The organism is Streptomyces sp. NBC_00178 (genome assembly GCF_036206005.1).
Lineage (GTDB): Bacteria > Actinomycetota > Actinomycetes > Streptomycetales > Streptomycetaceae > Streptomyces.
Map to the genome: position 1 here is coordinate 1628199 of NZ_CP108143.1, position 24914 is coordinate 1653112.

At 72.3% G+C, this 24914-nt stretch carries 24 protein-coding genes; 3 read left to right on the forward strand and 21 right to left on the reverse strand.

What is annotated here, in order from left to right; genetic code table 11:
• Positions 1 to 66 precede the first annotated feature (66 nt).
• The 7 genes from der to OHT61_RS06975 form a co-directional block, all read right to left on the reverse strand.
• Complete coding sequence (der, locus tag OHT61_RS06945; protein ID WP_329035998.1) at positions 67 to 1536, reverse strand: ribosome biogenesis GTPase Der; 1470 nt, start codon at positions 1534 to 1536, stop codon at positions 67 to 69.
• Positions 1537 to 1599: 63 nt separating this feature from the next.
• Complete coding sequence (locus OHT61_RS06950; RefSeq protein ID WP_329036000.1) at positions 1600 to 2259, reverse strand: lysophospholipid acyltransferase family protein; 660 nt, start codon at positions 2257 to 2259, stop codon at positions 1600 to 1602.
• A complete protein-coding gene (gene cmk, locus OHT61_RS06955) occupies positions 2256 to 2972 on the reverse strand; it encodes a (d)CMP kinase (protein ID WP_329036001.1) in 717 nt (238 codons plus the stop codon). The genes OHT61_RS06950 and cmk overlap by 4 nt, the downstream gene beginning before the upstream one ends.
• A 114-nt stretch (positions 2973 to 3086) precedes the next feature.
• Positions 3087 to 4172, reverse strand: coding sequence for a prephenate dehydrogenase (locus tag OHT61_RS06960; protein ID WP_329036003.1), 1086 nt, complete (start codon positions 4170 to 4172; stop codon positions 3087 to 3089).
• The gene (gene aroH / locus OHT61_RS06965) at positions 4169 to 4531 is read right to left on the reverse strand and encodes a chorismate mutase (protein WP_329036005.1); all 363 of its coding nucleotides are present in this window, start codon (positions 4529 to 4531) and stop codon (positions 4169 to 4171) included. The genes OHT61_RS06960 and aroH overlap by 4 nt, the downstream gene beginning before the upstream one ends.
• 34 nt (positions 4532 to 4565) lie before the next feature.
• Positions 4566 to 5195 (reverse strand): TetR/AcrR family transcriptional regulator, encoded by a 630-nt coding sequence (locus OHT61_RS06970; protein WP_329036006.1) that lies wholly within the window; start codon positions 5193 to 5195, stop codon positions 4566 to 4568.
• Between the two features lie 4 nt (positions 5196 to 5199).
• The gene (locus OHT61_RS06975; protein ID WP_329036008.1) at positions 5200 to 5562 is read right to left on the reverse strand and encodes a DUF1304 domain-containing protein; all 363 of its coding nucleotides are present in this window, start codon (positions 5560 to 5562) and stop codon (positions 5200 to 5202) included.
• Between the two features lie 182 nt (positions 5563 to 5744).
• Between OHT61_RS06975 and OHT61_RS06980 the strand changes: the two genes are divergently transcribed.
• Positions 5745 to 6152 (forward strand): Rieske (2Fe-2S) protein, encoded by a 408-nt coding sequence (locus tag OHT61_RS06980; RefSeq protein ID WP_329036009.1) that lies wholly within the window; start codon positions 5745 to 5747, stop codon positions 6150 to 6152.
• A gap of 159 nt (positions 6153 to 6311) precedes the next feature.
• Positions 6312 to 7025 (forward strand): nucleotidyltransferase domain-containing protein, encoded by a 714-nt coding sequence (locus tag OHT61_RS06985; RefSeq protein ID WP_329036011.1) that lies wholly within the window; start codon positions 6312 to 6314, stop codon positions 7023 to 7025.
• Here the strand turns inward: OHT61_RS06985 and OHT61_RS06990 are convergent.
• From OHT61_RS06990 to OHT61_RS07055, 14 genes are all read right to left on the reverse strand, one after another.
• Positions 7011 to 7826 (reverse strand): nucleotidyltransferase domain-containing protein, encoded by an 816-nt coding sequence (locus OHT61_RS06990; protein WP_329036012.1) that lies wholly within the window; start codon positions 7824 to 7826, stop codon positions 7011 to 7013. The genes OHT61_RS06985 and OHT61_RS06990 overlap by 15 nt on opposite strands.
• Positions 7827 to 7829: 3 nt before the next feature.
• Complete coding sequence (locus tag OHT61_RS06995; RefSeq protein ID WP_329036014.1) at positions 7830 to 8852, reverse strand: ADP-ribosylglycohydrolase family protein; 1023 nt, start codon at positions 8850 to 8852, stop codon at positions 7830 to 7832.
• On the reverse strand, positions 8849 to 9592 hold the full coding sequence (locus OHT61_RS07000; RefSeq protein WP_329036015.1) for an NUDIX hydrolase: 744 nt from the start codon (positions 9590 to 9592) through the stop codon (positions 8849 to 8851). Before OHT61_RS07000 ends, OHT61_RS06995 begins: the two co-directional genes overlap by 4 nt.
• Positions 9589 to 10668 carry an AAA family ATPase gene (locus OHT61_RS07005; RefSeq protein ID WP_329036017.1) on the reverse strand — a complete coding sequence of 360 codons (1080 nt, stop codon included), beginning with the start codon at positions 10666 to 10668 and terminating at the stop codon, positions 9589 to 9591. The genes OHT61_RS07000 and OHT61_RS07005 overlap by 4 nt, the downstream gene beginning before the upstream one ends.
• Positions 10665 to 11318 (reverse strand): nicotinamide riboside transporter PnuC, encoded by a 654-nt coding sequence (gene pnuC, locus OHT61_RS07010; protein ID WP_329036018.1) that lies wholly within the window; start codon positions 11316 to 11318, stop codon positions 10665 to 10667. Before pnuC ends, OHT61_RS07005 begins: the two co-directional genes overlap by 4 nt.
• 132 nt (positions 11319 to 11450) lie before the next feature.
• Positions 11451 to 12665 (reverse strand): pseudouridine synthase, encoded by a 1215-nt coding sequence (locus OHT61_RS07015; RefSeq protein WP_329036020.1) that lies wholly within the window; start codon positions 12663 to 12665, stop codon positions 11451 to 11453.
• Entirely contained in the window at positions 12665 to 13312 is a 648-nt protein-coding gene (scpB, locus tag OHT61_RS07020) for an SMC-Scp complex subunit ScpB (RefSeq protein ID WP_327120056.1), read from the reverse strand. The genes OHT61_RS07015 and scpB overlap by 1 nt, the downstream gene beginning before the upstream one ends.
• Positions 13309 to 14517 (reverse strand): segregation and condensation protein A, encoded by a 1209-nt coding sequence (locus OHT61_RS07025; protein WP_329036024.1) that lies wholly within the window; start codon positions 14515 to 14517, stop codon positions 13309 to 13311. The genes scpB and OHT61_RS07025 overlap by 4 nt, the downstream gene beginning before the upstream one ends.
• A 101-nt stretch (positions 14518 to 14618) precedes the next feature.
• The gene (locus OHT61_RS07030; protein WP_329036025.1) at positions 14619 to 15215 is read right to left on the reverse strand and encodes a hypothetical protein; all 597 of its coding nucleotides are present in this window, start codon (positions 15213 to 15215) and stop codon (positions 14619 to 14621) included.
• Positions 15200 to 16318 (reverse strand): ParA family protein, encoded by a 1119-nt coding sequence (locus tag OHT61_RS07035; protein WP_327120052.1) that lies wholly within the window; start codon positions 16316 to 16318, stop codon positions 15200 to 15202. The genes OHT61_RS07030 and OHT61_RS07035 overlap by 16 nt, the downstream gene beginning before the upstream one ends.
• 359 nt (positions 16319 to 16677) lie before the next feature.
• Entirely contained in the window at positions 16678 to 17793 is a 1116-nt protein-coding gene (gene ald / locus OHT61_RS07040) for an alanine dehydrogenase (protein WP_329043127.1), read from the reverse strand.
• A 143-nt stretch (positions 17794 to 17936) separates the two neighbouring features.
• Positions 17937 to 20006: a tetratricopeptide repeat protein gene (locus tag OHT61_RS07045; RefSeq protein ID WP_329036028.1), complete on the reverse strand. Its 2070-nt coding sequence runs from the start codon at positions 20004 to 20006 to the stop codon at positions 17937 to 17939.
• Positions 20007 to 20234: 228 nt separating this feature from the next.
• Positions 20235 to 20861, reverse strand: a complete 627-nt coding sequence (locus tag OHT61_RS07050) for an NUDIX hydrolase (RefSeq protein WP_329036030.1) — start codon at positions 20859 to 20861, stop codon at positions 20235 to 20237.
• 87 nt (positions 20862 to 20948) lie between these two features.
• Entirely contained in the window at positions 20949 to 22613 is a 1665-nt protein-coding gene (locus tag OHT61_RS07055; RefSeq protein WP_329036032.1) for a CTP synthase, read from the reverse strand.
• 438 nt (positions 22614 to 23051) lie between these two features.
• On the opposite strand from OHT61_RS07055, the gene OHT61_RS07060 reads away from it, so the two are divergent.
• Positions 23052 to 24854, forward strand: a complete 1803-nt coding sequence (locus OHT61_RS07060) for a glycoside hydrolase family 15 protein (protein WP_329043129.1) — start codon at positions 23052 to 23054, stop codon at positions 24852 to 24854.
• Positions 24855 to 24914 lie beyond the last annotated feature (60 nt).

The following is a 24914-nucleotide window of genomic DNA, read 5'->3' on the forward strand; positions in this document are numbered from 1 at the left end:
CCCGCTCGACGCGGGGGGTCCGGGGCTTCGTCGTGCACCTGCCGGGGCCGGAGGCCGGCCCTCGGCTCACTTCTTGCGGCCGCGCTTCTCGCGCACCCGTACGGACATGTGGATCGGGGTGCCCTCGAAGCCGAACTCCTCGCGCAGACGGCGCTCGACGAAGCGGCGGTAGCCGTGCTCCAGGAAGCCGGACGAGAAGAGCACGAAGCGCGGGGGCTTGGTGCCGGCCTGGGTCCCGAAGAGGATGCGGGGCTGCTTGCCGCCGCGCACGGGGTGCGGGTGGGAGGCGACGATCTCGCCGAGGAAGGCGTTCAGCCGGCCCGTCGGGATGCGGGTCTCCCAGCCCTCGATCGCGGTCTCGATCGCCGGGACCAGCTTCTCCATGTGGCGGCCGGTCACCGCGGAGACGTTGACGCGGGGCGCCCAGGCCACCTGCGCGAGCTCGGTCTCGATCTCGCGCTCCAGGTAGTAGCGGCGCTCCTCGTCGAGGGTGTCCCACTTGTTGAAGGCGAGCACGATCGCACGGCCCGCTTCCACGGCCATGGTGACGATGCGCTGGTCCTGGACGCTGATCGACTCGCTGGAGTCGATCAGGATGACGGCGACCTCGGCCTTCTCCACGGCGGCCGCGGTGCGCAGCGAGGCGTAGTAGTCCGCACCTTCCTGGAGGTGGACCTTCCGGCGGATACCGGCCGTGTCGATGAACTTCCAGGTGATGCCGCCGAGCTCGATGAGTTCGTCGACCGGGTCGCGGGTGGTGCCGGCGAGCTCGTTGACGACGACGCGGTCCTCGTTGGCGACCTTGTTCAGCAGCGAGGACTTGCCGACGTTCGGACGGCCGATGAGCGCGATGCGGCGCGGGCCGCCGAGCGCGTTGCCGAAGGTCTGGGCGGGCGCCTCGGGCAGGGCCTCCAGCACGGCGTCCAGCATGTCGCCGGTGCCGCGCCCGTGCAGGGAGGACACCGGGTGGGGCTGGCCGAGACCGAGCGACCAGAGCGCGGTGGCGTCCGCCTCGCCGCTCTGTCCGTCGACCTTGTTGGCGCACAGGACGACGGGCTTCTTGGCCCGGCGCAGCAGCCTGACGACGGCCTCGTCGGTGTCGGTCGCCCCGACGGTGGCGTCGACCACGAAGACGACCGCGTCGGCGGTCGAGATCGCGTACTCGGCCTGGGCGGCGACGGAGGCGTCGAGGCCCAGCACGTCCTGCTCCCAGCCGCCGGTGTCGACGAGCTTGAAGCGGCGGCCCGCCCACTCCGCCTCGTAGGTCACCCGGTCGCGGGTGACGCCCGGCTTGTCCTGGACGACGGCCTCGCGGCGGCCGAGGATGCGGTTCACCAGGGTCGACTTGCCCACGTTCGGGCGGCCGACGACGGCGAGCACGGGAAGCGGTCCGTGACCGGCCTCACCGATCGCGCCCTCGACGTCCTCGAGGTCGAACCCCTCCTGCGCGGCGAGCTCCATGAACTCCGCGTACTCGGCGTCGCCAAGTGCTCCGTGCTCGTGGTCCGAGCCGCCGGAGTGAATCTGGTCGTTCATGAAGTCCGTTCCTCTTTGCATCATCATCGATGGGCCACGATCGCGCGGCCCACTACTCAAGTGTCACAGGCGTCCGGTGAGACGCCTGGCGTTCCCCAGGTGAGCGGTCAGCTCGGCCTGGATACGCACGGTCGCCTCGTCCAGCGCCTTCCTGGTCCGCCGCCCGCTGCCGTCGCCCGCCCGGAAGGCGTCGCCGAAGACGACGTCGACCCGGCTGCGCAGCGGGGGCAGCGCCGGTATCAGCCGTCCGCGTGCCTCGGTGCTGCCCAGGACCGCGACGGGGACGATCGGCGCCCCGCCGCGGACCGCGAAGTACGCGAGTCCGGCGCGGAGGGAGGCGAAGTCCCCTTCGCCCCGGGTGCCCTCGGGGAAGATCCCCAGTGCCCCGCCGTCCGCCAGCACGCCGAGTGCCTGCGTGATGGCGGTGCGGTCGACGGTCGTACGGTCCACCTTCAGCTGCCCGATTCCGCGCAGGAACGGGTCGAGGGGGCCGACGAACGCCTCCTTCTTGATCAGGAAGTGGACGGGCCTGGGCGCGGTGCCCATCAGCATCGGCCCGTCGAGGTTGTGCGCGTGGTTCACCGCGAGTATGACGGGTCCGGAGGCGGGGACCCGCCACGCGCCGAGCACACGGGGCCTGAACAGCCCGTACATGAGCCCGATGCCGATACCGCGCCCGACGGCCGCTCCACGCGGCGTGGGTGCGACGGTGGCTGCGGTCACTTCGCCGCCCGCTTCTCCCCGACGAGAGTGACCACACACTCGATGACCTGCGCGAGGGTCAGCTCGGTGGTGTCCACCTCGACGGCGTCCCCGGCCTTGGCCAGCGGCGAGGTCTTGCGGCCGGAGTCGGCGGCGTCCCGCTTGATCAGCGCCTCCTTGGTGGCCGTCAGGTCGGAGCCCTTGACCTCACCGCTGCGACGGGCGGCGCGCGCCTCGGGGGAAGCGGTCAGGAAGATCTTGATGTCGGCGTCGGGCAGCACCGTGGTGCCGATGTCGCGGCCTTCCACGACGATGCCGCCCTCGGCCTCGGCCGCGATCGTGCGCTGCAGCCCGGTGATCCGCGCCCGCACCTCGGGCACCGCGCTGACGGCGCTGACCTGCGAGGTGACCTCCTGGGTGCGGATCGGACCGGAGGCGTCCTCACCGTCGACGGTGATCGTCGGGGCGGACGGGTCCGTGCCCGAGACGATGACCGGCTTGGCGGAGGCCGTGGCGACCTCGGCCGCGTCCCGGACGTCGATGCCGTTGTTCAGCATCCACCAGGTGATCGCGCGGTACTGGGCGCCGGTGTCCAGGTAGCGCAGGCCGAGCTGGGCCGCGACGGCCTTGGACGTGCTCGACTTGCCTGTGCCGGAGGGACCGTCGATGGCGACGATCACTGCGGCCGGGGCGGTCCGGGCGGCGGCGCTTACGGTTTCCACGGTGGTGGACACCTTCCTGGTACACGGGGGCGGGCGAGCGGGGCCGTGAAACGGCCTCCCCCAAGGTTACCGAGTGCGCGAAGCGCCTTTGTACCCCTGGGGACGGGGGCCCGTCCGGCCGGTCCGTCAGGGCCGGATCGACCAGCCGCGTTCGCCGAGTGCGGCGCTCAGCGAGGGTGCCGCGCTGGGCTCGACCATGAGCTGGACCAGGCCGGCCTGCTGGCCGGTGGCGTGCTCGATGCGGACGTCCTCGATGTTGACCCCGGCCCGGCCCGCGTCGGCGAAGATCGCGGCCAGCTCCCCCGGCCGGTCGCTGATGAGCACGGCCACGACCTCGTACGAGGCCGGAGCGGCCCCGTGCTTGCCGGGCACCCTGACCCGGCCGGCGTTGCCGCGCCGCAGGACGTCCTCGATGCCCTCGGTGCCCGAGCGGCGCTTGTCCTCGTCGGCGGACTGCAGTCCGCGCAGTGCCCGGACCGTCTCCTCGAGGTCGGTGGCGACCCCGGCCAGCACGTCGGCGACCGGGCCGGGGTTGGCGGAGAGGATCTCCACCCACATCCGGGGGTCCGACGCGGCGATCCTGGTGACGTCCCTGATTCCCTGCCCGCACAGGCGGACGGCGGTCTCGTCGGCCTCCTCCAGCCGGGCGGCGACCATCGAGGAGATCAGCTGCGGGGTGTGGGAGACCAGGGCGACGGCACGGTCGTGGGCGTCGGCGTCCATGACGACCGGGACGGCCCGGCAGAGCGCCACCAGCTCCAGGGCGAGGTTGAGGACCTCGGTGTCGGTGTCCCGGGTCGGGGTGAGGACCCAGGGGCGCCCCTCGAAGAGGTCGGCGGTGGCGGCGAGGGGACCGGAGCGCTCCTTGCCGGCCATGGGATGCGTGCCGATGTACGGAGCGAGGTCGACGCCGAGCGCCTCCAGCTCGCGGCGCGGGCCGCCCTTGACGCTGGCGACGTCGAGATAGGCGCGGGCCACTCCGTCCCGCATGGCCGCGGCGAGCGCGGAGGCGGTGTGGGCGGGCGGCACGGCGATGACGGCGAGGTCGACGGGCCCCTCGGGCGGTCCGGCCGTACCGGCGCCGAGGGCTGCCGCCGTGTGCGCGGAGGCCGGGTCGCGGTCGACGAGGTGCACCTGGACGCCTCGGCCCGCGAGGGCGAGGGCGGCGGAGGTCCCGACGAGGCCGGTTCCGATGACGAGGGCGGTTCTCACTGGGCGATGTCCTTGCGGAGGGCGCCGGTGGCGCCGAGGTAGACGTGGCTGATCTCCGCTTTGGAGAGGTACGTCTCGACGTGGGCCATTATGCGGACGACCCGGGGCATGGCACCGGCGATGTCGAGTTCCTGGGCGCAGATCAGCGGTACGTCGACGATCCCGAGGCCCCGGGCGGCGGCCGCGGGGAAGTCGCTGTGGAGGTCGGGGGTGGCCGTGAACCAGACGCTGATCAGGTCGTCGGCGACGATCTCGTTGCGCTCCAGGACGGCGGTGAGCAGCTCGCCCACGCGCTCGGCCATGTGACCGGCTTCGTCCCGCTCCAGCTGGACGGCTCCACGGACCGCTCGTACCGCCACGTCGTACCCCTCGTCGCTCGTGCTGCGTGCCCTTTCAGCCTAGAGGTGCGGCCGGCTCCCCGGTCACCGCGCTCTGTCCGTGAGACGTGGCGGAGGCGTGCACGGCGAGGAGCGTGCGCCAGACCTGCCCGGCGAGTTGCTCCGGCCCGGCGTCGATCCGGCCGTGGACCCAGTCGGCGAGTACGCCGGTGAACAGTCCGGCCACGGCGCTCGCGGTCAGGTCGTGGCCGCTCCCCGCGGGTCTGCGGCGGCGGAGTTCGTCGAGGCTGCGGCGGCGGAGCTCCCGGTGCAGCAGTTCCCCGAGCGGGCCCCCGCCGGGTCCCAGGAGGCTCCGGTGGAGGGCGGCCCTGCCCCGGATCCCGCGGAGCAGGGCGACGAGCTCGCGCGGCGGGTCCCCGGGGCCGGGCGGGGTGCGGTCCCAGGCGTGCAGGGCGTCGACCGCCTCCCGTACGGCCTCGGCGCAGGCGTCCAGGGCGAGCGCGTGCAGATCGTCGTAGTGCAGGTAGAAGGTGGCCCGTCCGACGCCTGCCCGGCGGACCACCTCGGCGACGGCGACCCGGTCGGGCGGCTGCTCCTCGCAGGCCTCCAGCAGGGCGGCCCTGAGCCTGGCGCGGGTGCGGGCGGTCCTCGGGTCCTTGCTGCCGCCGGTCACGGCGGGCGTCATGCGCTCAGCCCGCCGCGAGCACGACGGCGAGGGCGAGTGCGGCGGGCGCCGCCTGGACGTAGAGGATCTTGCGGCTGACGGTGGCCGCCCCGTAGACGCCCGCGACGATCAGGCAGCTCAGGAAGAAGACCGCCGCCTGGTACCCGACGGGGTCGGCCGCGATCAGGCTCCAGACGAGTCCGGCGGCCATGAAGCCGTTGTAGAGCCCCTGGTTGGCGGCGAGCGTGGCGCTCTGAGCGGAGAACTCCTCGGTGGTGGAGAAGGCCTTGCGGCCGCGCGGGGTGTCCCAGAGGAACATCTCCAGGACCAGGAAGTAGGTGTGGATCAGTGCGACGAGCGCGACCAGCACCTGGGCGGCGGTCTGCATGGGGGGCCTCCTGCGGCGGAATTTTCTGGACGACTGTACAGGAAATAGCCGGACCGTCACCCACTCGGCCGTAGCCGCCGCCCGGTTGCTTCGCCGGTGCACCGCGGGGCGCCACGATGCCCTTCGGCGGCCGTCACGCGGTCCGGCGACCGCCGCACGACGACCAGCAAACGAGGAGAGTCATGGACGCACGGCGAAGGACGGTCCTGGGCGCGGGGGCCGCGGTCCTGGTGACCGGCTGCGGCTCCTCCGGGGACGGGGGCGGCGGTGGCGGCGACGAGAGCTCGGCGCCCGCGTCCGCGGGAGGCGAGCTGGCCCGGACCTCGGACATCCCCGTCGGCGGCGGCACGATCTTCAAGGACCGCAAGATCGTGGTCACCCAGCCGAAGGCGGGCGAGTTCAAGGCCTTCTCCGCGGTGTGCACGCATGCGGGCTGCATCGTCGCGACGGTGGCGGACGGCACCATCGACTGCGCGTGCCACGGGAGCCGGTTCGCCATCGAGGACGGGGCGGTCGAGCGGGGCCCGGCGACACGGCCGCTCCCCCCGGAGCGGATCACCGTCGAGGGCGGTGCCGTCCGGCAGGTCTGAGGGCTGTCCCGCCCGGATCGTGCCGGGCTCGCACGCCCTGAAGCCCTCGTATCGTGCCGGGCTCGCACGCCCTGAAGCCCTCGTATCGTGCCGGGCTCGCACGCCCAGAAGCCGCACCCCGACCCGGACGGAGGACCCGGGGCGCGTACCGTCTCGCCCATGATCACCCCTGAGGGCGAACGGCTCGTAGGCGAGCACACCGTGTACTCCTGCGTGACGGGGTCCCGCGCCTTCGGGCTGGCCACCGAGGGCAGCGACACGGACCGGCGCGGGGTGTTCCTCGCGCCCACCCCGATGTTCTGGGGGTTCACCAAGCCGCCGGCCCATGTCGAGGGGCCGGGCGAGGAGCAGTTCTCCTGGGAGCTGGAACGCTTCTGCGAACTGGCGCTCCGGGCGAACCCCAATGTGCTGGAGTGCCTGCACTCCCCACTGGTGGAGCGGATCGACGACACGGGCCGCGAACTCCTTGATCTGCGCGGGGCGTTCCTGTCCCTGCGCGCCCACGAGACGTACCTGCGCTACGCGCTGGGCCAGCGGCGGAAGCTGGAGGCGGACGTCCGCACGCACGGTGCCCCTCGCTGGAAGCACGCCATGCACCTGCTGCGCCTGCTGGCCGCCGGAAGGGACCTGCTGCGGACCGGCGAGCTGCGGGTCGAGGTCGGGGAGGCGCGTGAGGACCTGCTCGCGGTGAAGCGGGGCGAGGTCGCCTGGGCCGAGGTCGAACGCCGGATGGCGCGTCTGGCCGGGGAGAACGACGAGGCGGCTGCGCGCTCCCCGCTGCCGCCCGAGCCGGACAGGGACCGCGTGGAGGCGTTCCTGATCCGGACCAGGCGGGCCTCGGCGGGCGTCCGGCAGCGGTCAGAGCGCTCCTGACGCGCCGCTCCCGGGCAGGACGAGGGACCCCAGCCGTGCCCGGACGACGAGATCGTGCAGGGCGTCGAACCCCGACGGGGCCTCGGCGAGCCGGGACCGCGCCTGTGCCTCGTCGAGGACGGCGTGGAGCGCCGCGACGTCGCGCGCGGCCGCCGCGGCGTCCACCATGTGCGCCGCGCCGTGTTCGGCGTCCGCCTTCGCCTCGATCAGGGCGGGCAGGCAGGCCGGTGCGGACACCTCGCCCACCAGGGCCGGCAGGTGCGCGACCAGGGTGCCGGTGCGCATGAGGTGGATGCCGGTGAGCAGTGCGCGGAAGGTGTAGAGCAGCGGTTTCAGCTCACCGGTCCTCTCGTACAGCCGCCATTGCGTGCCGGCGAACCCCCGGTAGTGGTGGGCGTGATGACGCGTCAGCACCGTCGGGGCCAGTGCCGCGAGTTCCTCGTGGAGCGGCGTGGTGTGCACCACGAGCGGTGAGAGGAGCTGCTCCAGCACGTAGCCGTTGGGCTTCAGCATGAGCCGGACGAACTTGCGGAGGTCGTGGGTGACGAGGTCCATCTCGACGCGGTCGTGGTCCCACATCCTCGACCGCGTCTCCTCCGGCTGCCGGAGGCCGACCAGGTCCTCCGCGGGCAGGACGTGGACCCCCCGCAGGTCCACGTCCGAGTCCCGCGAGGGGAAGCCGTACAGGTGCGCGCCCGAGACCGTGGCGAAGAGGAGCGGGCTGGGCTCCTCGGCGAGTATCCGCGCCAGGTCGATGTCCGGCAGCCCGGCCCCGCGCAGGAGCGTCGTGTCCGTGTGCATGGATCAAGCGTCCCAGAGGGCGGCGAGCGACAGCAGGTCGGAGCGGTACTCGATGCGCTCCGACCATTCCTTGGGCCAGGCGTCCGCCCCCAGGTGGGCGCCGGCCAGCGCTCCCGTGAGGCATCCCAGCGAGTCGGAGTCGCCCCGGGTGCAGGCCGCCCTGCGCAGGGCGGTGACGGGTTCCTCGGGGAAGAGCAGGAAGCAGTGCAGCGCGGTGGCGAGCGCCTCCTCCGCGATCCAGCCGTCCCCGGTCCGCTCGCAGGGGTCGGTCTCCGGCGACGGGTGGCGCAGGGCCTCCTGGACGCGGGCGAGAGCGGTCTGGCACTCGTCCCAGCCGGGCCGGATGTACGCCTCGGGCGAGGGGGCTCCCGCGTGACGCCAGAGGTCGCCGAGCCAGCGCTCCGGGTAGCGGCCGCCGTTCTCGTAGGCGTAGCTGCGCAACTGGCCGACCAGACCCGTCGGTTCCGCGCCCTGCGCCAGGAGGAACACCGCGCGGGCCATCAGGTCGGATGCGGCGAGCGCGGTGGGGTGGCCGTGGGTGAGCGCCGCCTGGAGCTGCGCGGCACCCGAGCGCTGCTCCTCGCTGAGACCGGGTACGAGCCCGACCGGCGCGACCCGCATGTTGGCGCCGCAGCCCTTCGAACCGGTCTGGCTGGCCTCCTGCCAGGGACGGTCGCCGTCGAGCAGGCGGCAGGCGGTCATGCAGGTGCGGCCGGGCGCACGGTTGTTGTCCGGTGAGTGGTACCAGTCGACGAACTCCTCGCGGACGGGGCGCACGAGGCGCTGCGGGGTGAGCAGCCCGCGGTCCATGGCGGTGCGTATGCCGCGTCCGAGCGCGAGTGTCATCTGGGTGTCGTCGGTGACGAAGGCCGGCTTCGGCAGCCGCATCTGCCGCCACGGCCCGCACTTCGCGAGGATGGCCGGCACGTCGTTGAACTCGGTCGGGAAGCCCAGGGCGTCGCCGAGCGCGAGCCCGGTCAGGGCGCCCGTGGCCGCCTGCTTGGTGGAGATCCTCGTGGGAATCATGGTGTCCGTCCTTCCGGGCGTCCTTCCGGGCGCAGTAGGGGTGGGTGCAGGGCGGTGGCGGCACCCGCCCGGTAGAGGGCGGCCGGTTTCCCCCGTCCGCCGGTGCGGCGCGGCGGTCCTTCCACGGCCTGCACGAAGCCGGGCGTGGTGAGGACCTTGCGCCGGAAATTGGGCCGGTCGAGCTCGACGCCCCAGACCGTCTCGTAGACCCGCTGGAGCTCCCCGAGGGTGAATTCGGCTGGGCAGAACGCGGTGGCGAGGCAGGAGTACTCGAGCTTGGCGCCGATCCGGTCGTGCGCGTCGGCCAGGATCCGGTCGTGGTCGAAGGCGAGCGGCCCGGTGCCTCCGGCGTCCCACCACCGCGCGAGCACGGCGTCACCGCCACCGCGTGGCTCCGGCAGGTCGGGGACGAGCGCGGCGTAGGCGACGGAGACGACCCGCATCCTGGGGTCGCGGTCCGGGTCGCTGTAGGTGCGCAGCTGTTCCAGGTGCAGGGCGCGTGCGGTGTGCCGGGAGAGGCCGGTCTCCTCGGCGAGTTCGCGGCGGGCCGCCGCCTCGGCCGACTCGCGCGGCAGGACGAAGCCGCCGGGCAGTGCCCACCGGCCCTTGTGGGGCTCACCGCCGCGTTCCACCAGCAGGACGTGCAGCCGGCCTTCGCGGACGGTGAAGACGGCGAGGTCGACGGTGACCGCGAAGGGGGTGAAGTCGTGGGGGTCGTACCCCTCGGGCGCCGTGGTCATCGTCGCTCCGGGAGGGGGTCGGTGAAGTGCCATCCGGTGGCCAGGAGTCCGTCGACGGCGGCGACGGCCGCGTCGAGCCGCTCCTGGCGGCTCCCGGTGATCTCGACGAACGTCCGTCCGGTCCTGGTGAGTTCGGCGCGGAAGCGCTCCGTCATCCAGGGCCGCAGTTCCTCACCGTCGCGCAGGCCGTCGTCCTCGAAGGCGACGCCCTCGTGGCCGGTGAGGAGCCAGAGGTGGTGGGTGACCCGGTCGGCGGTCTTCTCGACGAGCGGGTTGCGGCCTCCGACGTAGCGCTCGTGCCAGACGGTGGTGGCGAAGGAGTCGGTGTCGCAGATCAGCACCGGCGACCCGACGCGCGCGGCGGCCTCCTCCCGCGCGTTCTGGGTCTCGGCGATGCGGGGGAAGTCGTCGGTGGTGAAGCTGACGTCCTCCCACCGGGCGCCGGGCCACCGGCCGCGCAGTGCGGCGAGCTTCGCCTCGCTGTACTCGCGCCCGTACTCGGCGACGTATCCCGTGCGGGCCCAGGTGCCGCCGCGGCGGCGGTAGTGCTCGGCGAGGGCGAGGGCCAGGGTGGTGGTGCCGGTCGACTCGGCGCCGAGGACGACGACCCGGCGGGTGAGCGCGGCCTTCACGGGCGGCTCCAGGTAGTCCCAGCAGCCGGCCGGGTCGGCGCGCACCGCGGTGCCGGACACGGGGAACAGGGTGCGGCCGGGGTCGACGAGGACGGACCGGGCCCCGAAGCGGCGTGCCAGCTCCGCGCCGTAGGTCTCCGACGAGAAGACGGCGTCTATGGGCTCGGGCACGGCGGCGGCGAACACGGCCATGTGCGCGTCCCAGACCGCGGAGTCGTTCAGGTCCATGGGGATGTCGTCGACGGTGCCCACCACCCGGGCGCCGGGGTGTGCCTCCCGCATCCAGGCGACCCGGTCGGCGAGCGGCACGGACTCGACGGAGGCGGCGCAGACCAGGACGGTGAGCCGCTCGCAGCGGTCCAGGGCGGTGCGGACGAGGTGGTGGTGCCCGGCGTGCGGCGGATAGAACTTGCCGAGGACCAGGCCGTGTCCGTGGCGCTTCATGCCGGCACCACCACGCCGTCGCGCCGGTCCGCCGCCAGATCACGGTTCCAGTTGCGCAGCCCGATGAGGCAGAGCGTGAGGAAGCCGAGGTAGAGCAGGGACGTGAGGTAGAGCTCCTTGTACGCGTACAGCGGGATGTACACCAGGTCGGCGGCGATCCACAGCCACCACGACTCGGCGCGCTTGCGGCACTGTCCGTACGTCGCCATGAGCGACAGCGAGGTCGTCACCGCGTCCCAGAACGGCACGGTCGAATCCGTGGCCCGGGACAGCAGCAGGGTGAGGCCGAGGGTCGTCACCGCCCCCGCCGCGAGCAGCCAGGCCCATTCGGTGCGGGTGGTGCTCCGCACCGGCAGGACGGACGTCCCCGGTCCACCCCCGTGGGTCCAGGTCCACCAGCCGTACGCGGCGAGGGCGATGAAGACGATCTGCAGGCCGGCGTCGGCGTACAGACCGGACTGGGCGAACAGCAGGATGAAGAACAGGTTGTTGGCGATGCCGATCGGCCAGTTGGCGAGGTGCTGACGGGCGACGAGCCACACGCACAGCGCGCCGCTGCCGAAGCCCAGCACCTCGGTCCAGCTGACCGGGGTGTCCAGGACCGTCACCAGGGGCTGCTGCAGGGGTTCGAGTATGTCCGCGAGCGTCACGCGCGCCGCCCTCCTTCTTTAATGGTCACTCTGACTATAAAGAAGAATCCGTGGCGGCAGAAGGCCCGCGGCCGGTCCCGTTCGGAAAAGTGAACGAGGGACCGGCCGCGGGCCGTTCGGGTCGGGTCTGGACTACAGGCCGACCTCGCGCATCAGCATGCCCACCTCGGTGTTGGTCAGACGGCGCAGCCAGCCCGACTTCTGGTCGCCCAGCGGGATGGGCCCGAAGGACGTCCGCACGAGGCGGTCGACCGGGAAGCCGGCCTCGGCCAGCATGCGGCGGACGATGTGCTTGCGGCCCTCGTGGAGGGTGACCTCGACGAGGTAGTTCTTGCCGGTGTTCTCGACGACCCGGAAGTGGTCGGCGCGGGCGTACCCGTCCTCCAGCTGGATGCCGTCCTTGAGCCGCTTGCCGAGATCGCGCGGCAGCGGGCCCTGGATGGCGGCCAGGTAGGTCTTCTTCACGCCGTACTTGGGGTGCGTCAGCCGGTGGGCGAGCTCGCCGTGGTTGGTGAGCAGGATGATGCCCTCGGTCTCGGTGTCGAGCCGTCCGACGTGGAACAGCCGCGTCTCGCGGTTGTTCACGTAGTCGCCGAGGTTCTGGCGGCCGTCCGGGTCACCCATGGTGGAGACGACGCCGGCGGGCTTGTTCAGCGCGAAGAACAGGTGCGACTGCGTCGCGACGGTCAGGCCGTCGACCTTGATCTCGTCCTTGTGCGGGTCGACCCGCATGCCCTGCTCCAGGACGATCTCGCCGTTGACCTCGACCCTGGCCTGCTCGATGAGCTCTTCGCACGCGCGGCGCGAGCCCATGCCGGCCCGGGCGAGGATCTTCTGCAGACGCTCGCCCTCCTGCTCGGCGCCCGGGTGCGTCTTCGGCGTCCTGATCTCGGGCTTCTCGGCGTACCGGTCCCGGTTGCGCTGCTCGATCTTGGCGTCGAGCTCGCGCGGACGGGCCGGTGCGCCCTGGCGCCGGCCGCCCTTGCTCACGTTCTGTGCGGGCTTCGGTCCGCCCTTGGCCCCGCCGCGGGCCGCGGCGCCGCGGCCCTTGCGGGGACCGCCGTCGCCGCCCGGCCTGTCGGAGCCCACGTCGTAGCGGCGCTCCTCGGGGCGGGGCCGGCGGGGGCGCTGCTCCTGCTGCTCCTCACGGCCGGAGCCGGAGACCCTGGGGCTCGGGTTGCTGTTCCTGCCCGTGCCGGCGTTGTTCCTGGCGCCGCTCCAGCCGCCACCGCTGCTGCCGCCGCTCCGGGAGCCGCCGCTCTTGCCACCGCCGCTCCTGGAGCCGCCGCTGTTGCCGCCGCCGCTCCTGCCGCTGCCGCTTCCGCTGTTGCTGCCACTGCTTCGCATCAAAAATCCGTCTTGTCGTCTGCGTGAGTTTCCGGGGTGTCCGGTGCGTCCGGATCGAACGACGGCACACCCTCTAGCGTCTCAGCCTCGATCGCGTCCGCCTCCGGGAGGAAGGGCGCGAGCTCCGGGAGCTCGTCCAGGCCTCGCAGGCCCATGCGCTCCAGAAAGTAGTTCGTCGTCCTGTACAGGATCGCACCTGTTTCGGGTTCCGCGCCCGCCTCCTCGACCAGACCCCTCTGGAGCAGGGTCCGCATGACGCCGTCGCAGTTGACTCCGCGGACCGCCGAGACCCTCGACCGGCTCACCGGCTGCCGGTACGCGACGACCGCCAGCGTCTCCAGCGCCGCCTGGGTCAGCCGGGCGTGCTGGCCGTCCAGGACGAAGCCCTCGACGGCGTCCGCGTACTCCGGGCGCGTGTAGAAGCGCCAGCCCCCGGCCACCAGCCGCAGGTCGAAACCGCGGCGCTGGACGGTGTAGTCGTCGGCCAGCTCGCGCAGGGCGTCGGCCACGGCCCTGCGGGGGCGCTGGAGGACCTTGGCGAGGTGTTCCTCGGTGGCGGGCTCGTCCACGACCATCAGGACGGCCTCCAGCGCGGGCTTGAGGTCGAGTCCTGCGACCCGGGCGTCGCGCCCCTCGTCCGTGCTCATTCCTGTACGTCCTCCCGCGCATCGCGCGCCTCTTGGTCGAACTCGTCGGTGACCACGGGTGCGGCCTCTTCGCCCCCCGCCCAGCGCACGAGGAGTTCCCCGAGCGCCTCCTCCTGGTCGAGGGCGACGGCCTTCTCCCGGTAGAGCTCCAGCAGTGCGAGGAACCGGGCGACCACCGTGAGGGTGTCGCCCGCGTCCTCGGCGAGCTCGCGGAAGCTGACCTCGCCGTCCGCGCGCAGCCGCGCCACGACGATCTCCGCCTGCTCCCGCACGCTCACGAGGGGCGCGTGGATGTGGTCGACGTACACCTGCGGCTCGGGTCTCGGCTGCATCGCCTTCACCGCGAGCCGGGCGAACCCCTCCGGGCCGATGCTGATCACGACCTCGGGCAGCAGCTCGGCGTGCTGGGGTTCGAGGCCGACGGTGCGGGGGTAGCGGCGCGACTCGGACTCGAGCCGGTCGCTGAGGATCTCGGCGATCCGCTTGTAGGCGCGGTACTGCAGCAGCCGCGCGAAGAGCAGGTCCCGCGCCTCAAGGAGCGCGAGGTCGGCCTCGTCCTCCACCTCGGCGGTGGGGAGCAGTCGGGCCGCCTTGAGGTCGAGCAGGGTCGCCGCGACGACGAGGAACTCGGTGGTCTGGTCGAGGTCCCAGTCCGGGCCCATGGCGCGGATGTACGCCATGAACTCGTCGGTGACCCTCGACAGCGCGACCTCGGTCACGTCGAGCCGGTGCTTGGAGATCAGCTGGAGCAGCAGGTCGAAGGGGCCCTCGAAGTTGACCAGCCGCACGGTGAACCGCCGGTCGTCGCCGGTTCCCGCGGGGGCCTCGACCGCGCGGGCCCCGGCCGCGGGCGCCACCGGGGCTCCCCCGGGGGCGGTCTCCCCCGCGCCCGCGCCCTCGGGAAGGTCCGTGACGGGCCCGGAGACCGCCGGCGGCGCCTCCTGGACCGCGAGGGCCCCCGGGACCGCCTCAGGGGCCGCCGGAGCCCGGGGAGGCACGCTGTGGGCGTGAGGCGGGCGCCGAGGCCCTGCGTCAGGGGGTGCGGGCGTCCTGGGAGGCGCCTCCGTGGGCGACGGGGCGGGCGCCTGGGCCCGTGTCTCCGTCGCTTCCGGCCCGCCCGGGGCAGGATGCGCCGACGGCCGTATCCCCGGTCCGCGGCCGAGGGCTCGGCGGAGGGGACGGGGCGGGTCGTCGGCGTCTCGCATGTGCTGGGGTCCAGGGGTGCGGCGGGATGTCGGGCGATGGCCCTGGGCGGGGCCGCCCGGTCGGCGGCCCTCCCCCGGGCAGGCTACCGGCGCCGCGCCGGTCAGCGGCCCCGCAGCCTCCGCACGAGGATGCTCGCGTCGCCGCGGGACTCCAGGTCGGCCAGCACCACGGCGACCGCCTCACGGACGATGCGCCCGCGGTCGACGGCCAGGCCGTGCTCACCGCGCAGGACGAGCCGCGCGTGCTCGAGGTCCATCAGTTCCTCGGCCGAGACGTAGACGGTGATCTTCTCGTCGTGGCGCTCCCGGCCGCTCGGCCGGCGGTTCGCGCCCCGGCCGCCGCCGCCGCGCCCCCGCTGGGGCTGGACGGTGACCGCCGCCTCCTGGGGCGGCGCGGTGCGGGAACGGTCCGGGGCGGCCGCACCGCGGTCGCCCCCTTCGGCCCGGCTGTGCGAGGAGCCCCCGGCGTCGGTCTCCGCCGCCGCGTGCTCCCCCCGGGACGGCTCCGCGGCCGCCGCGGCCGCGCCGCCCTGGCCGGGGTCCGCCGGTGCCGAATCGCTTCCTCCGGCCGGCGCGGGCACCCGCGCCTCGCCGTTCGCCTTGCGCCGCCTCTCGGCGGGGGACGAGGCCTGCAGGCCCATGCCCCCGGTCGTACGGAACAGCTCGTCGGCCCCCGGCAGACTCACTCGGCGTGACACCGGGCGAGCACCTCCCTGGCGAGCTGGCGATAGGCGGCGGCACCGACCGAGTTGGACGCGTACGTGGTGATGGGCTCACCGGCGACCGTGGTCTCCGGGAACCGCACCGTGCGCCCGATGACCGTGTGGTAGACGTGCTCGTCGAAGGCCTCGACGACGCGCGCGAGCACCTCACGGCTGTGCACCGTGCGGGAGTCGTACATGGTGGCGAGGATGCCGTCCAGCTCCAGCTCGGGGTTGAGCCGCTCCTGGACCTTCTCGATGGTCTCGGTGAGCAACGCCACACCGCGCAGGGCGAAGAACTCGCACTCCAGCGGGACTATCACCTTGTGAGCCGCCGTCAGGGCGTTGACCGTGAGGAGGCCGAGCGACGGCTGGCAGTCGATCACGATGTAGTCGTAGTCGGCCATCAGCGGCTTGAGGGCGCGCTGCAGCGTCGACTCCCGGGCGACCTCGCTCACGAGCTGCACCTCGGCGGCCGAGAGGTCGATGTTGCTGGGGAGCAGGTCCATGTTGGGCACGGCGGTCTTCAGGAGGACCTCGTCGGCCGCCATGCCCCGCTCCATGAGCAGGTTGTAGACGGTGAGGTCGAGCTCCATCGGGTTGACCCCGAGACCGACCGACAGGGCTCCCTGCGGGTCGAAGTCGACGAGCAGGACGCGCCGGCCGTACTCGGCGAGTGCGGCGCCCAGGTTGATGGTCGACGTGGTCTTGCCCACGCCGCCCTTCTGGTTGCACATCGCGATGATCTTCGCGGGGCCGTGATCGGTCAGCGGACCGGGGATCGGGAAGTACGGCAGGGGCCGGCCGGTCGGGCCGATGCGCTCGCGGCGCTGGCGGGCGGCGTCGGGCGCGAGCGTGGCCGCGTACTCCGGATCGGGCTCGTATTCGGCATCGGGGTCGTAGAAGTGCCCCTCGGGCACCTCGGCGAAGTCGGCGAAGTGGGCGGTCTCCCGGCCACTCTCGTTGCCGGCCATGGCGTTCACGTGTTGGCCGTCCATCATCTGGGGGGCTGTCGTCATGTGCTGGTGGGTGGCGAAGGTGCGGACTGCGACGGAGCCGACAGCTTCGAGCCCGATCGGGCTCAGACCCCGTGCAGGCATCCCTGGTTGACCACCCCCGGGAGTAATTGTCGACTCATTCACAAGTCGTCTTACCTCCTTGGATGTGACCAGGACTACTTATCGATAGGTCAGCGTGGCACCATGCCGACGATTGGCGACTCTATGGCGTGTCACCGGTTCGCAGCAACACAATCCGCCGGACCCGGCCCGATGTGTCGGCAATCGAACACCCTCCTGTCAAGGGTGTGGAGCGTCCGCGGCGCACCTTTCGCAGGGGTGCAAAACGGGTAGAGGGTTACGTCTCCGGCCAGTTGGCGCGGGCCCGCTCATGCGTCCGGCCGGACCTTGCTGGGCAAGGTCCGGCCGGACGCATGAGGTTGACCCGGAGGGTTGACCGCTCAGCCGAGGAGCGTGCTCAGTTCGACGTGGTCGAGACCGTGGGCCTCGGCGACCTCGCGGTAAACCACCTGGCCGTCATGGGTGTTGAGGCCCTTGGCCAGTGCCGCGTCGCGACGCAGGGCCTCGGCCCAGCCGCGGTTGGCGAGCTCCAGGATGTACGGCAGCGTGGCGTTGGTCAGCGCGTAGGTGGAGGTGTTCGGGACCGCACCCGGCATGTTCGCGACACAGTAGAAGACCGAGTCGTGGACCATGAAGGTCGGCTCGGCGTGCGTCGTCGGATGCGAGTCCTCGAAGCAGCCTCCCTGGTCGATCGCGATGTCGACAAGAACACTTCCGGGCTTCATCTTGGCGACCAGCTCGTTGGTGACCAGCTTCGGCGCCTTCGCGCCGGGGATCAGCACGGCGCCCACGACGAGGTCGGCCTCGACGACGGCCTTCTCGAGTTCGAGGGCGTTGGACACGACCGTCCGCACCTTGGTGCCGAAGACCTTGTCGGCCTCGCGCAGCTTGTTGATGTCCCGGTCGAGCAGCGTGACGTGGAAGCCGAGCCCGACGGCGATCTGCGTGGCGTTCCAGCCGGAGACACCGCCGCCGATCACGACGGCCCTGCCCGCGCCCGTGCCGGGGACACCGCCGGGGAGCACGCCGCGCCCGCCGACCGAGCGCATCAGGTGGTAGGCGCCGACCTGCGGGGCCAGGCGGCCCGCGACCTCGGACATCGGGGCGAGCAGCGGCAGCGCGCGGGTCGCGGTCTCGACGGTCTCGTACGCGATGGCGGTCGTCCCGGACTCGATCAGGGCGTCCGTGCACGCGCGGGAGGCGGCGAGGTGGAGGTAGGTGAAGAGCGTCTGCCCCTTGCGGAGGCGGTGGTACTCCTCGGCGACCGGCTCCTTGACCTTGAGCAGCAGGTCGGCGGCGGCCCAGACCTCGTCGGCGGTGGGCAGGATCCGCGCGCCCGCCGCGACGTACTCCGCGTCCGGGATGGACGACCCCTCGCCGGCGTGCTGCTCGACGAGGACCTGGTGGCCGTGACGGACGAGCTCATGCACTCCGGCGGGGGTGATCGCCACCCGGAACTCGTTGTTCTTGACTTCGCGGGGGATGCCGACCTTCACGTCGATCACGGTCCTTGGCTCGGATGGTGCTCGGGCATAGCGGGACGAACCCACATGAACCAAGCATAAAGGGAGACACCGCGGGGATGTGCGGCAGAGCCATCATTAATGAAGGACTTCTCGCTGTCCAGCCTTACAAAGCATTAACTTTCCAGCGAAGTACTACGGATTTCGCAGGCTGCCCCGTCCTCCCCCAGCAGTCTGTCCGCCGTGGCCCGGTGCAGCCTGGCCGCGGCCGGATCACCGAGCCGGTCCAGGGTGTCCGCCAGCCTCAGCTCGAGCGCCGCCTGAAGCCGCACGTCACCCGCCCGGCGGGCCAGGTCGACCGCCTCGCGGCAGGTGTGCAGCGACTCCTGGGGCCGGCCCGCGTACTCCTGCACCCGCGCGGCCTCGCTGAGCGCCCGCGCCTGGGCCGGCAGGTCTCCCAGCCTCCGGTGGCCCGCGGCCGAGGCGCGCCAGTTCCGCAGGGCCTCGCCGTAGCGTCCGGCGTACGTGTGGACGGCCCCCAGCCGCCCGTAGAGCCTCGCCTCGTCGGCCCGCTCCCCCTGGCCGAGCCGCTGCGCGAGGGCCCTTCCGTACCAGTCGGAGGCCCGGCTGAAGTCCCCCAGTTCCGCGTAGGCGCCGCCCGCGGACTCCATGGCCCTGCCGGTCGCGTAGAGGTCGTTCGCGGCGCGTCCCGCGTCCAGCGCGGCCCGGTAGCGGGCCAGTGCCTCCCGGGTCCGGCCGGTCCTGGCGTCCAGGTCGGCGAGGTTGAGCAGCGCCGCGGCCTTCTCCCTGGGCAGGTCGCGGCGCTCGGCGACATCGAGGACCAGGCCGTGCAGCCCGTAGAGCACGGGCGCGGCGTCCTCGGTGCCGCGGTGCACCGCGAGGGCTCGGACGAGCGCCGCGACCAGGCGGCGGGCGAGGGTGTCGAGGCCGCCGTCCCGCACCGCGAGCCGCGCCGAGGCAACGAGGGCGGGTTCGCGGACGCGCAGCCAGGCGGCGGCCGACTCGGGATCGGCGAAGCGGAGCGAGCGCGGCAGCCCCGCGAGCCTGCGGCGCGCCGGGGAGTCCTCGGGGTCGGTGACCGCGCGGCAGGCCTGGAGCCGGCGCACGGTGCGCTCCAGCATCCTGGCCAGGGCCAGCTGGATCTCCGCGGGCCGCTCCACTTCCTCCAGCATCGCGCGCACCAGCGGTGCGAGGCAGCCGGGCAGTTCGTACTGTTCCGGATCGGCGGTGGTCCGCAGCAGTCCCAGCCGGACGAAGTCGTCGAGGGTGGTGGCGGCCTCCGGCACCGAACATCCGGCGAGGGCCGAGGCCGTGTGGGCGTCGGCCAGGCCCGCGGGCGCGAGGGCGAGCATCCGCAGGAGCGAGGCTGCGGCCGGCGGCAGCGAATCGTGGACCAGCCGGAACGCCCGGGCCAGCGGCCGCGTCCCCGAGGGCTGTTCGGAGCCTTCCGGTTGTTCGCTCAGCTGCTTGGTGACGTCGGCGACGGACGCCCCGGGCCGGGACGCGAGCCAGCCCGCGACGAGGATCAGCGCGGCCGGCTGGCCGCCGCACTCCTCGGTGAGCGTCTCGGCGGCCCGCGGGTCGACGGTGATGCGGACCCGGCCGATGGTGCGGGCGAGCAGCGAGACGGCGGATGCGGCGTCCAGCCCGCCGATGGTGCACGGGCGGACGTCGGGGATCCCGGTGAGCGGTCCGGTGGCCGTCGCCACGACCAGGCAGTCCGGATTGTCCGGCAGCAGGGGGTCGACCTGTCCGGCGTCCACCGCGTCGTCGAGCAGGATCACGGCACGGCGCGCGGCGAACGCCTCCCGGACCAGCTCCGAGAGCTCGTCCTCGCCGGCCCCGGGCGGGGCCGCGACCGAGAGCTGGTCCAGAAGCCGGCGGGCGGTGCGTTCGGCGGGGACGCGCTCACCCCCGGAGTCGGTGAGGGCGACCCGGAACACCCCGTCCGGGTAGTCACCCGGCTCGGCGAGTCCGCGGGCGAGTTCGGCGGCGAGAGCGGAGCGTCCGGATCCGGGTCGCCCGGCGATCAGCAGGACCCTGGCGCGGGGTGCCTTGCGGCCGGCCAGGGTGTCCAGACCGGCCCGCTCGATGTCCTCCTGAAGGGACCTCAACTCTCTTTCGCGCCCGAAGAATTGGACCGTGTCGACATCGGACGGCTGCTCGGCTCCCGCCGTCCGGGCCGGTCCGGCCGGGATGCTGGTGTCCACCGCCTGGTCGGTCACGGGCCACGCTCCACTTCGCTGCACGCGTTTGCCCGCCCGGTAGTCCGGCCGGGGCCTTTCGAGCGTAGTTCAGCGGCGCGGACGATCACTGCCGCGCAGGGCGGAAACGTCCCTCGATCGCATCAGCGTTTCATACGATCGGGCCCGTCGCGGGGGTGTCCCACGGCGGGCCCGACGGTGTCTTCCGGGCGCCCGTACGGCACCTGAGGGAGTCCGGCGAACGGGGCGTCAGGCCTCGAACGGCCGGGCCGGCCAGGGCGCCTCGGCCGGGCGCAGCGAGTCCACCCCGTCGCCCGCGAGCGCGGCGGTCAGCGACAGGACGCCCACCACCAGGCAGTTGTTGTGCAGGTCGCCCGCGAGCACACTGCGCACGAGCTCCTCCAGGGGCACCCTGGCCTGCTCCATGTCGGCCTCCTCCTCGGAGACCTCGAAGCGCTCCCCCTCGGCCTCGGAGAGGTCCCGGGCGAGGAAGACGCGTACGGCCTCGTCGCTGCCCCCGGGCGTGGTGTAGACGTCGGTCAGCACCCGCCAGTCCTCGGCCTTGACGTGCGCCTCCTCGTACAGCTCGCGCTGCGCGGCGTGCAGGGGGTTCTCGCCCGGGACGTCGAGCAGCCCCGCCGGGATCTCCCACAGCTTCTGGCGCACGGGGTGGCGGTACTGGCGCAGGACGAGGACGCGGCCCTCCTCGTCGAGCGCGAGCACGGCGACGGACCCCGGATGGACCTGGTAGTCGCGGTTGTGGACGCTGCCGTCGGGCATGACGACCGCGTCGGTGCGGACGCTGGTCTTGTTACCGGTGAAGGGGGTCACCGTCTCGGTGACCTGCCACTCCTCGGGCGTGTCCTGGAAACCCATGTACGTCCTCCCACGAACAAACAGAAACCGGGGTACGCATCCCGTGAGGGATCCGTACCCCGGTCAACCGTATCGCTCCGGACGCTCCTACGCGTCGGCCCCTTCCGCGGCGACCTTGCGCTCCACGGCCGCCTTCACCAGGCCGGCGAAGAGCGGGTGCGGGCGGGTCGGGCGGGACCGCAGCTCCGGGTGCGCCTGGGTGGCCACCAGGTAGGGGTGGACCTCACGCGGGTACTCGACGTACTCGACGAGCTTGTTGTCCGGGGAGGTGCCGGAGAAGACGAGCCCGGCCTTCTTCTCCAGCTCCGTGCGGTAGCCGTTGTTGACCTCGTAGCGGTGGCGGTGGCGCTCCTCGACGTAGGGCTCGCCGTCGTACGCCTCGCGGACCAGGGAGCCCTCGGCGAGCTTCGCCGGGTACAGGCCGAGCCGCATGGTGCCGCCCAGGTCGCCGGCCCCCTCGACGTACGCGAGCTGCTCCTCCATCGTGGAGATGACGGGGTGGCTCGTGGCGGCGTCGAACTCGGTGGAGTTGGCGTCGGTGATGCCGGCGAGGTTGCGCGCCGCCTCGATCACGATGCACTGCAGGCCGAGGCAGAGGCCGAGCAGCGGCACCTTGTTCTCGCGGGCGTACCGGATGGCGCCGACCTTGCCGACCACACCGCGCTCGCCGAAGCCGCCGGGGATGCAGATCGCGTCGACGTCGCCGAGCTGCTCCTGGGCGCCGGCCGGGGTCTTGCAGTCGTCGGAGGCGACCCACTTGACCTTGACGCGGGCCTTGTTGGCGAAGCCGCCGGCCCGGATGGCCTCGGTCACCGAGAGGTAGGCGTCGGGCAGGTCGATGTACTTGCCCACCAGGGCGACGGTGATCTCGTGGTCGGGGTTGTGGACGCGGTCCAGCAGGTCGTCCCAGGTCGTCCAGTCGACGTCGCGGAACGGCAGGTCCAGCTTGCGCACGACGTAGGCGTCCAGGCCCTCGGTGTGCAGCACCTTGGGGATGTCGTAGATCGACTTGGCGTCCACGCAGGCGACCACGGCGGCCTCGTCCACGTCGCACATCAGCGAGATCTTGCGCTTGATGGCGGTCGGGACGTCGCGGTCGGCACGGAGCACGATGGCGTCCGGCTGGATGCCGATGTTGCGCAGCGCGGCGACGGAGTGCTGGGTGGGCTTCGTCTTCAGCTCGCCGGAGGGGCCGATGTAGGGCAGCAGCGAGATGTGCACGACGAAGACGTTGTCGCGGCCGACCTCGTGGCGGACCTGGCGCACCGTCTCCAGGAAGGGGAGCGACTCGATGTCGCCGACCGTGCCGCCGACCTCGGTGATGACGACGTCGACGTCGTCGGTCGCCATGCGGCGGATGCGGTGCTTGATCTCGTTGGTGATGTGCGGGATGACCTGGACGGTGTCGCCGAGGTACTCGCCGCGCCGCTCCTTGGCGATGACCTGCGAGTAGACCTGGCCGGTGGTGACGTTGGCCGAGCCGTCGAGGTCGACGTCGAGGAAGCGCTCGTAGTGGCCGATGTCCAGGTCCGTCTCGGCGCCGTCGTTCGTGACGAACACCTCACCGTGCTGGAAGGGGTTCATCGTGCCGGGGTCGACGTTGAGGTAGGGGTCGAGCTTCTGCATGGTGACCCGGAGGCCACGCGCCTTGAGCAGGGCACCCAGGCTGGAGGCAGTCAGACCCTTGCCGAGGGAGGAGGCGACACCCCCGGTGACGAAGATGTGCTTGGTCGTCGTGGATGAGGGCTGCATAGCCAAAGGGGGCTCCCGTGGTCGCGATCGTGAGGTGCGTGCCGGCGAGCCGGACGGAGGTCTCCGTCGGTGCCGTCGCTGCGGTTCGGGGGCCTCGTCCACTGTCGGGACGACCACCGGTCCACGGGCTACCAGGGTAACAGCGACGAGGAGAGGCTGCTTCCGGCCATGCCTCCCCGTCGGCGGACACAAGATCATCACGTCCGTTTCAGGTCCCACCCATTCGCCCGTGACAGGCGACTGACAACTTGTGGACAGGCGCGCGGATCTCCCAGGTGCGTCGTATCCTGCTCGGACACTCGCTGCCGAGTTGGCCGGCCCAGCGGCTCCACCCCAGCCCGCTCACCCGCGCAAGAGCTCGTCGGTTCGATTACAACGACCCCTTGACCAGCAGTAAGCGCCCTGCGGGGCGACATGGCCGTTCGACTGGAGACGCACGTGGCCGGGCGCATCGAGGATTACGCACTCATCGGAGACATGCAGACCGCAGCCCTGGTCTGCCGGGACGGCACAGCGGACTGGCTGTGCCTGCCCCGCTTCGACTCCCATGCAATTTTCGCCGGGCTTCTCGGTACCGAGGAGCACGGTTTCTGGCGGCTGGGACCCGCCCGTCCCGAAGGCGCTCCGGCGCCGGCGGCGGACCGGCGCCGCTATCGCGGAGACTCCCTGATCCTGGAGTCGGAGTGGGACACGTCCCGGGGCACGGTCCGCGTGACGGACTTCATGCCGCCCCGTGACGGCGCTCCCCAGCTGATCCGCATCGTGGAGGGGGTGAGCGGCCGCGTCCCCATGCGCTCGGAGCTCCGGATGCGGTTCAGCTACGGGCGGGTCACCCCCTGGGTCCACAAGGTGGACGGCCGTACGGTCGCCGTCGCGGGCCCCGACTCCGTGTGGCTGGACACCGACGCCGAGACGTACGGCCAGAACCTGACGACGTACTCCGACTTCACCGTCGCCCCCGGCGACCGCATCGCCTTCACGATCAGCTGGCAGCCCTCGCACCACGAGCCGCCCGCCATGCCGGAGCCGGAGTCGTCCCTGGAGGCGACCGGGAACTTCTGGCGTGAGTGGGTCGACCAGTGCACCTATCACGGCCCCTACCGCGAGGCGGTCGTCCGCTCGCTGATCACGCTGAAGGCGCTCACCTACGCGCCCACCGGCGGCATCGTCGCGGCGCCGACCACCTCCCTGCCGGAGGACATCGGCGGCTCCCGCAACTGGGACTACCGCTACACCTGGCTGCGCGACGCGGCGATCACGCTGTCCTCGCTGCTGCGCACGGGGTACCGCGAGGAGGCCCGCGCCTGGCGCGAGTGGCTGCTGCGCGCGGTCGCCGGCGACCCGGAGAACCTGCAGATCATGTACGGCATCGCGGGTGAGCGGGAGCTCGGCGAGGCGGAGCTGGACTGGCTGCCCGGCTACGAGAACTCCGGCCCGGTCCGGGTCGGCAACGGCGCGGCGAACCAGCTGCAGCTCGACGTGTACGGCGAGGTCACCGAGGCGCTCCACCTGGCCCACATGACGGGTCTGACGCGCAACGACTACGCGATGGGCCTCCAGCTCAAGCTGATCGAGTACCTGGAGAAGCACTGGGAGGAGCCGGACGAGGGCATCTGGGAGGTGCGCGGGCCGCGCCGCCACTTCGTGCACTCCAAGGTGATGGCCTGGGTCGCGGTGGACCGCACCATCAAGCTGATCGAGTCGGGCGACGCCGAGGGGCCGCTGGAGCGCTGGCACCAGCTGCGCGACGACATCCACCGGGACGTCTGCGAGCGCGGATACGACCCCGAGCGCAACACCTTCACCCAGTCCTACGGGTCGAAGGAGCTGGACGCCTCGCTCCTGCTGATCCCGCAGATGGGCTTCCTGCCGCCGGACGACAAGCGCGTCATCGGCACGATCGAGGCGATCCAGCGCGAGCTGTCCACCGAGGACGGGTTCGTCCTGCGCTATCCGACGGACGGCGACGAGGCCGGCGTGGACGGCCTGGAGGGTGACGAGGGCGCGTTCCTGGCCTGCTCCTTCTGGCTGGCGGACGACCTGGCGATGATCGGCCGGGTCGACGAGGCGCGCAGGCTCTTCGAGAAGCTGCTGTCCCTGCGCAACGACCTCGGCCTGCTGGCCGAGGAGTGGGACTCCCGGCTCCAGCGCCAGGTGGGAAACTTCCCGCAGGCGTTCAGCCACGTCCCGCTGATCGACACGGCGCTGCGGCTGACGGCCAGCGGGGCGTACGTGGGCTGACCGTGCGGGCGTGACAGGGCCCCGGTGGAACGGCCGATGTCCGCGGCCGGACCTACGATG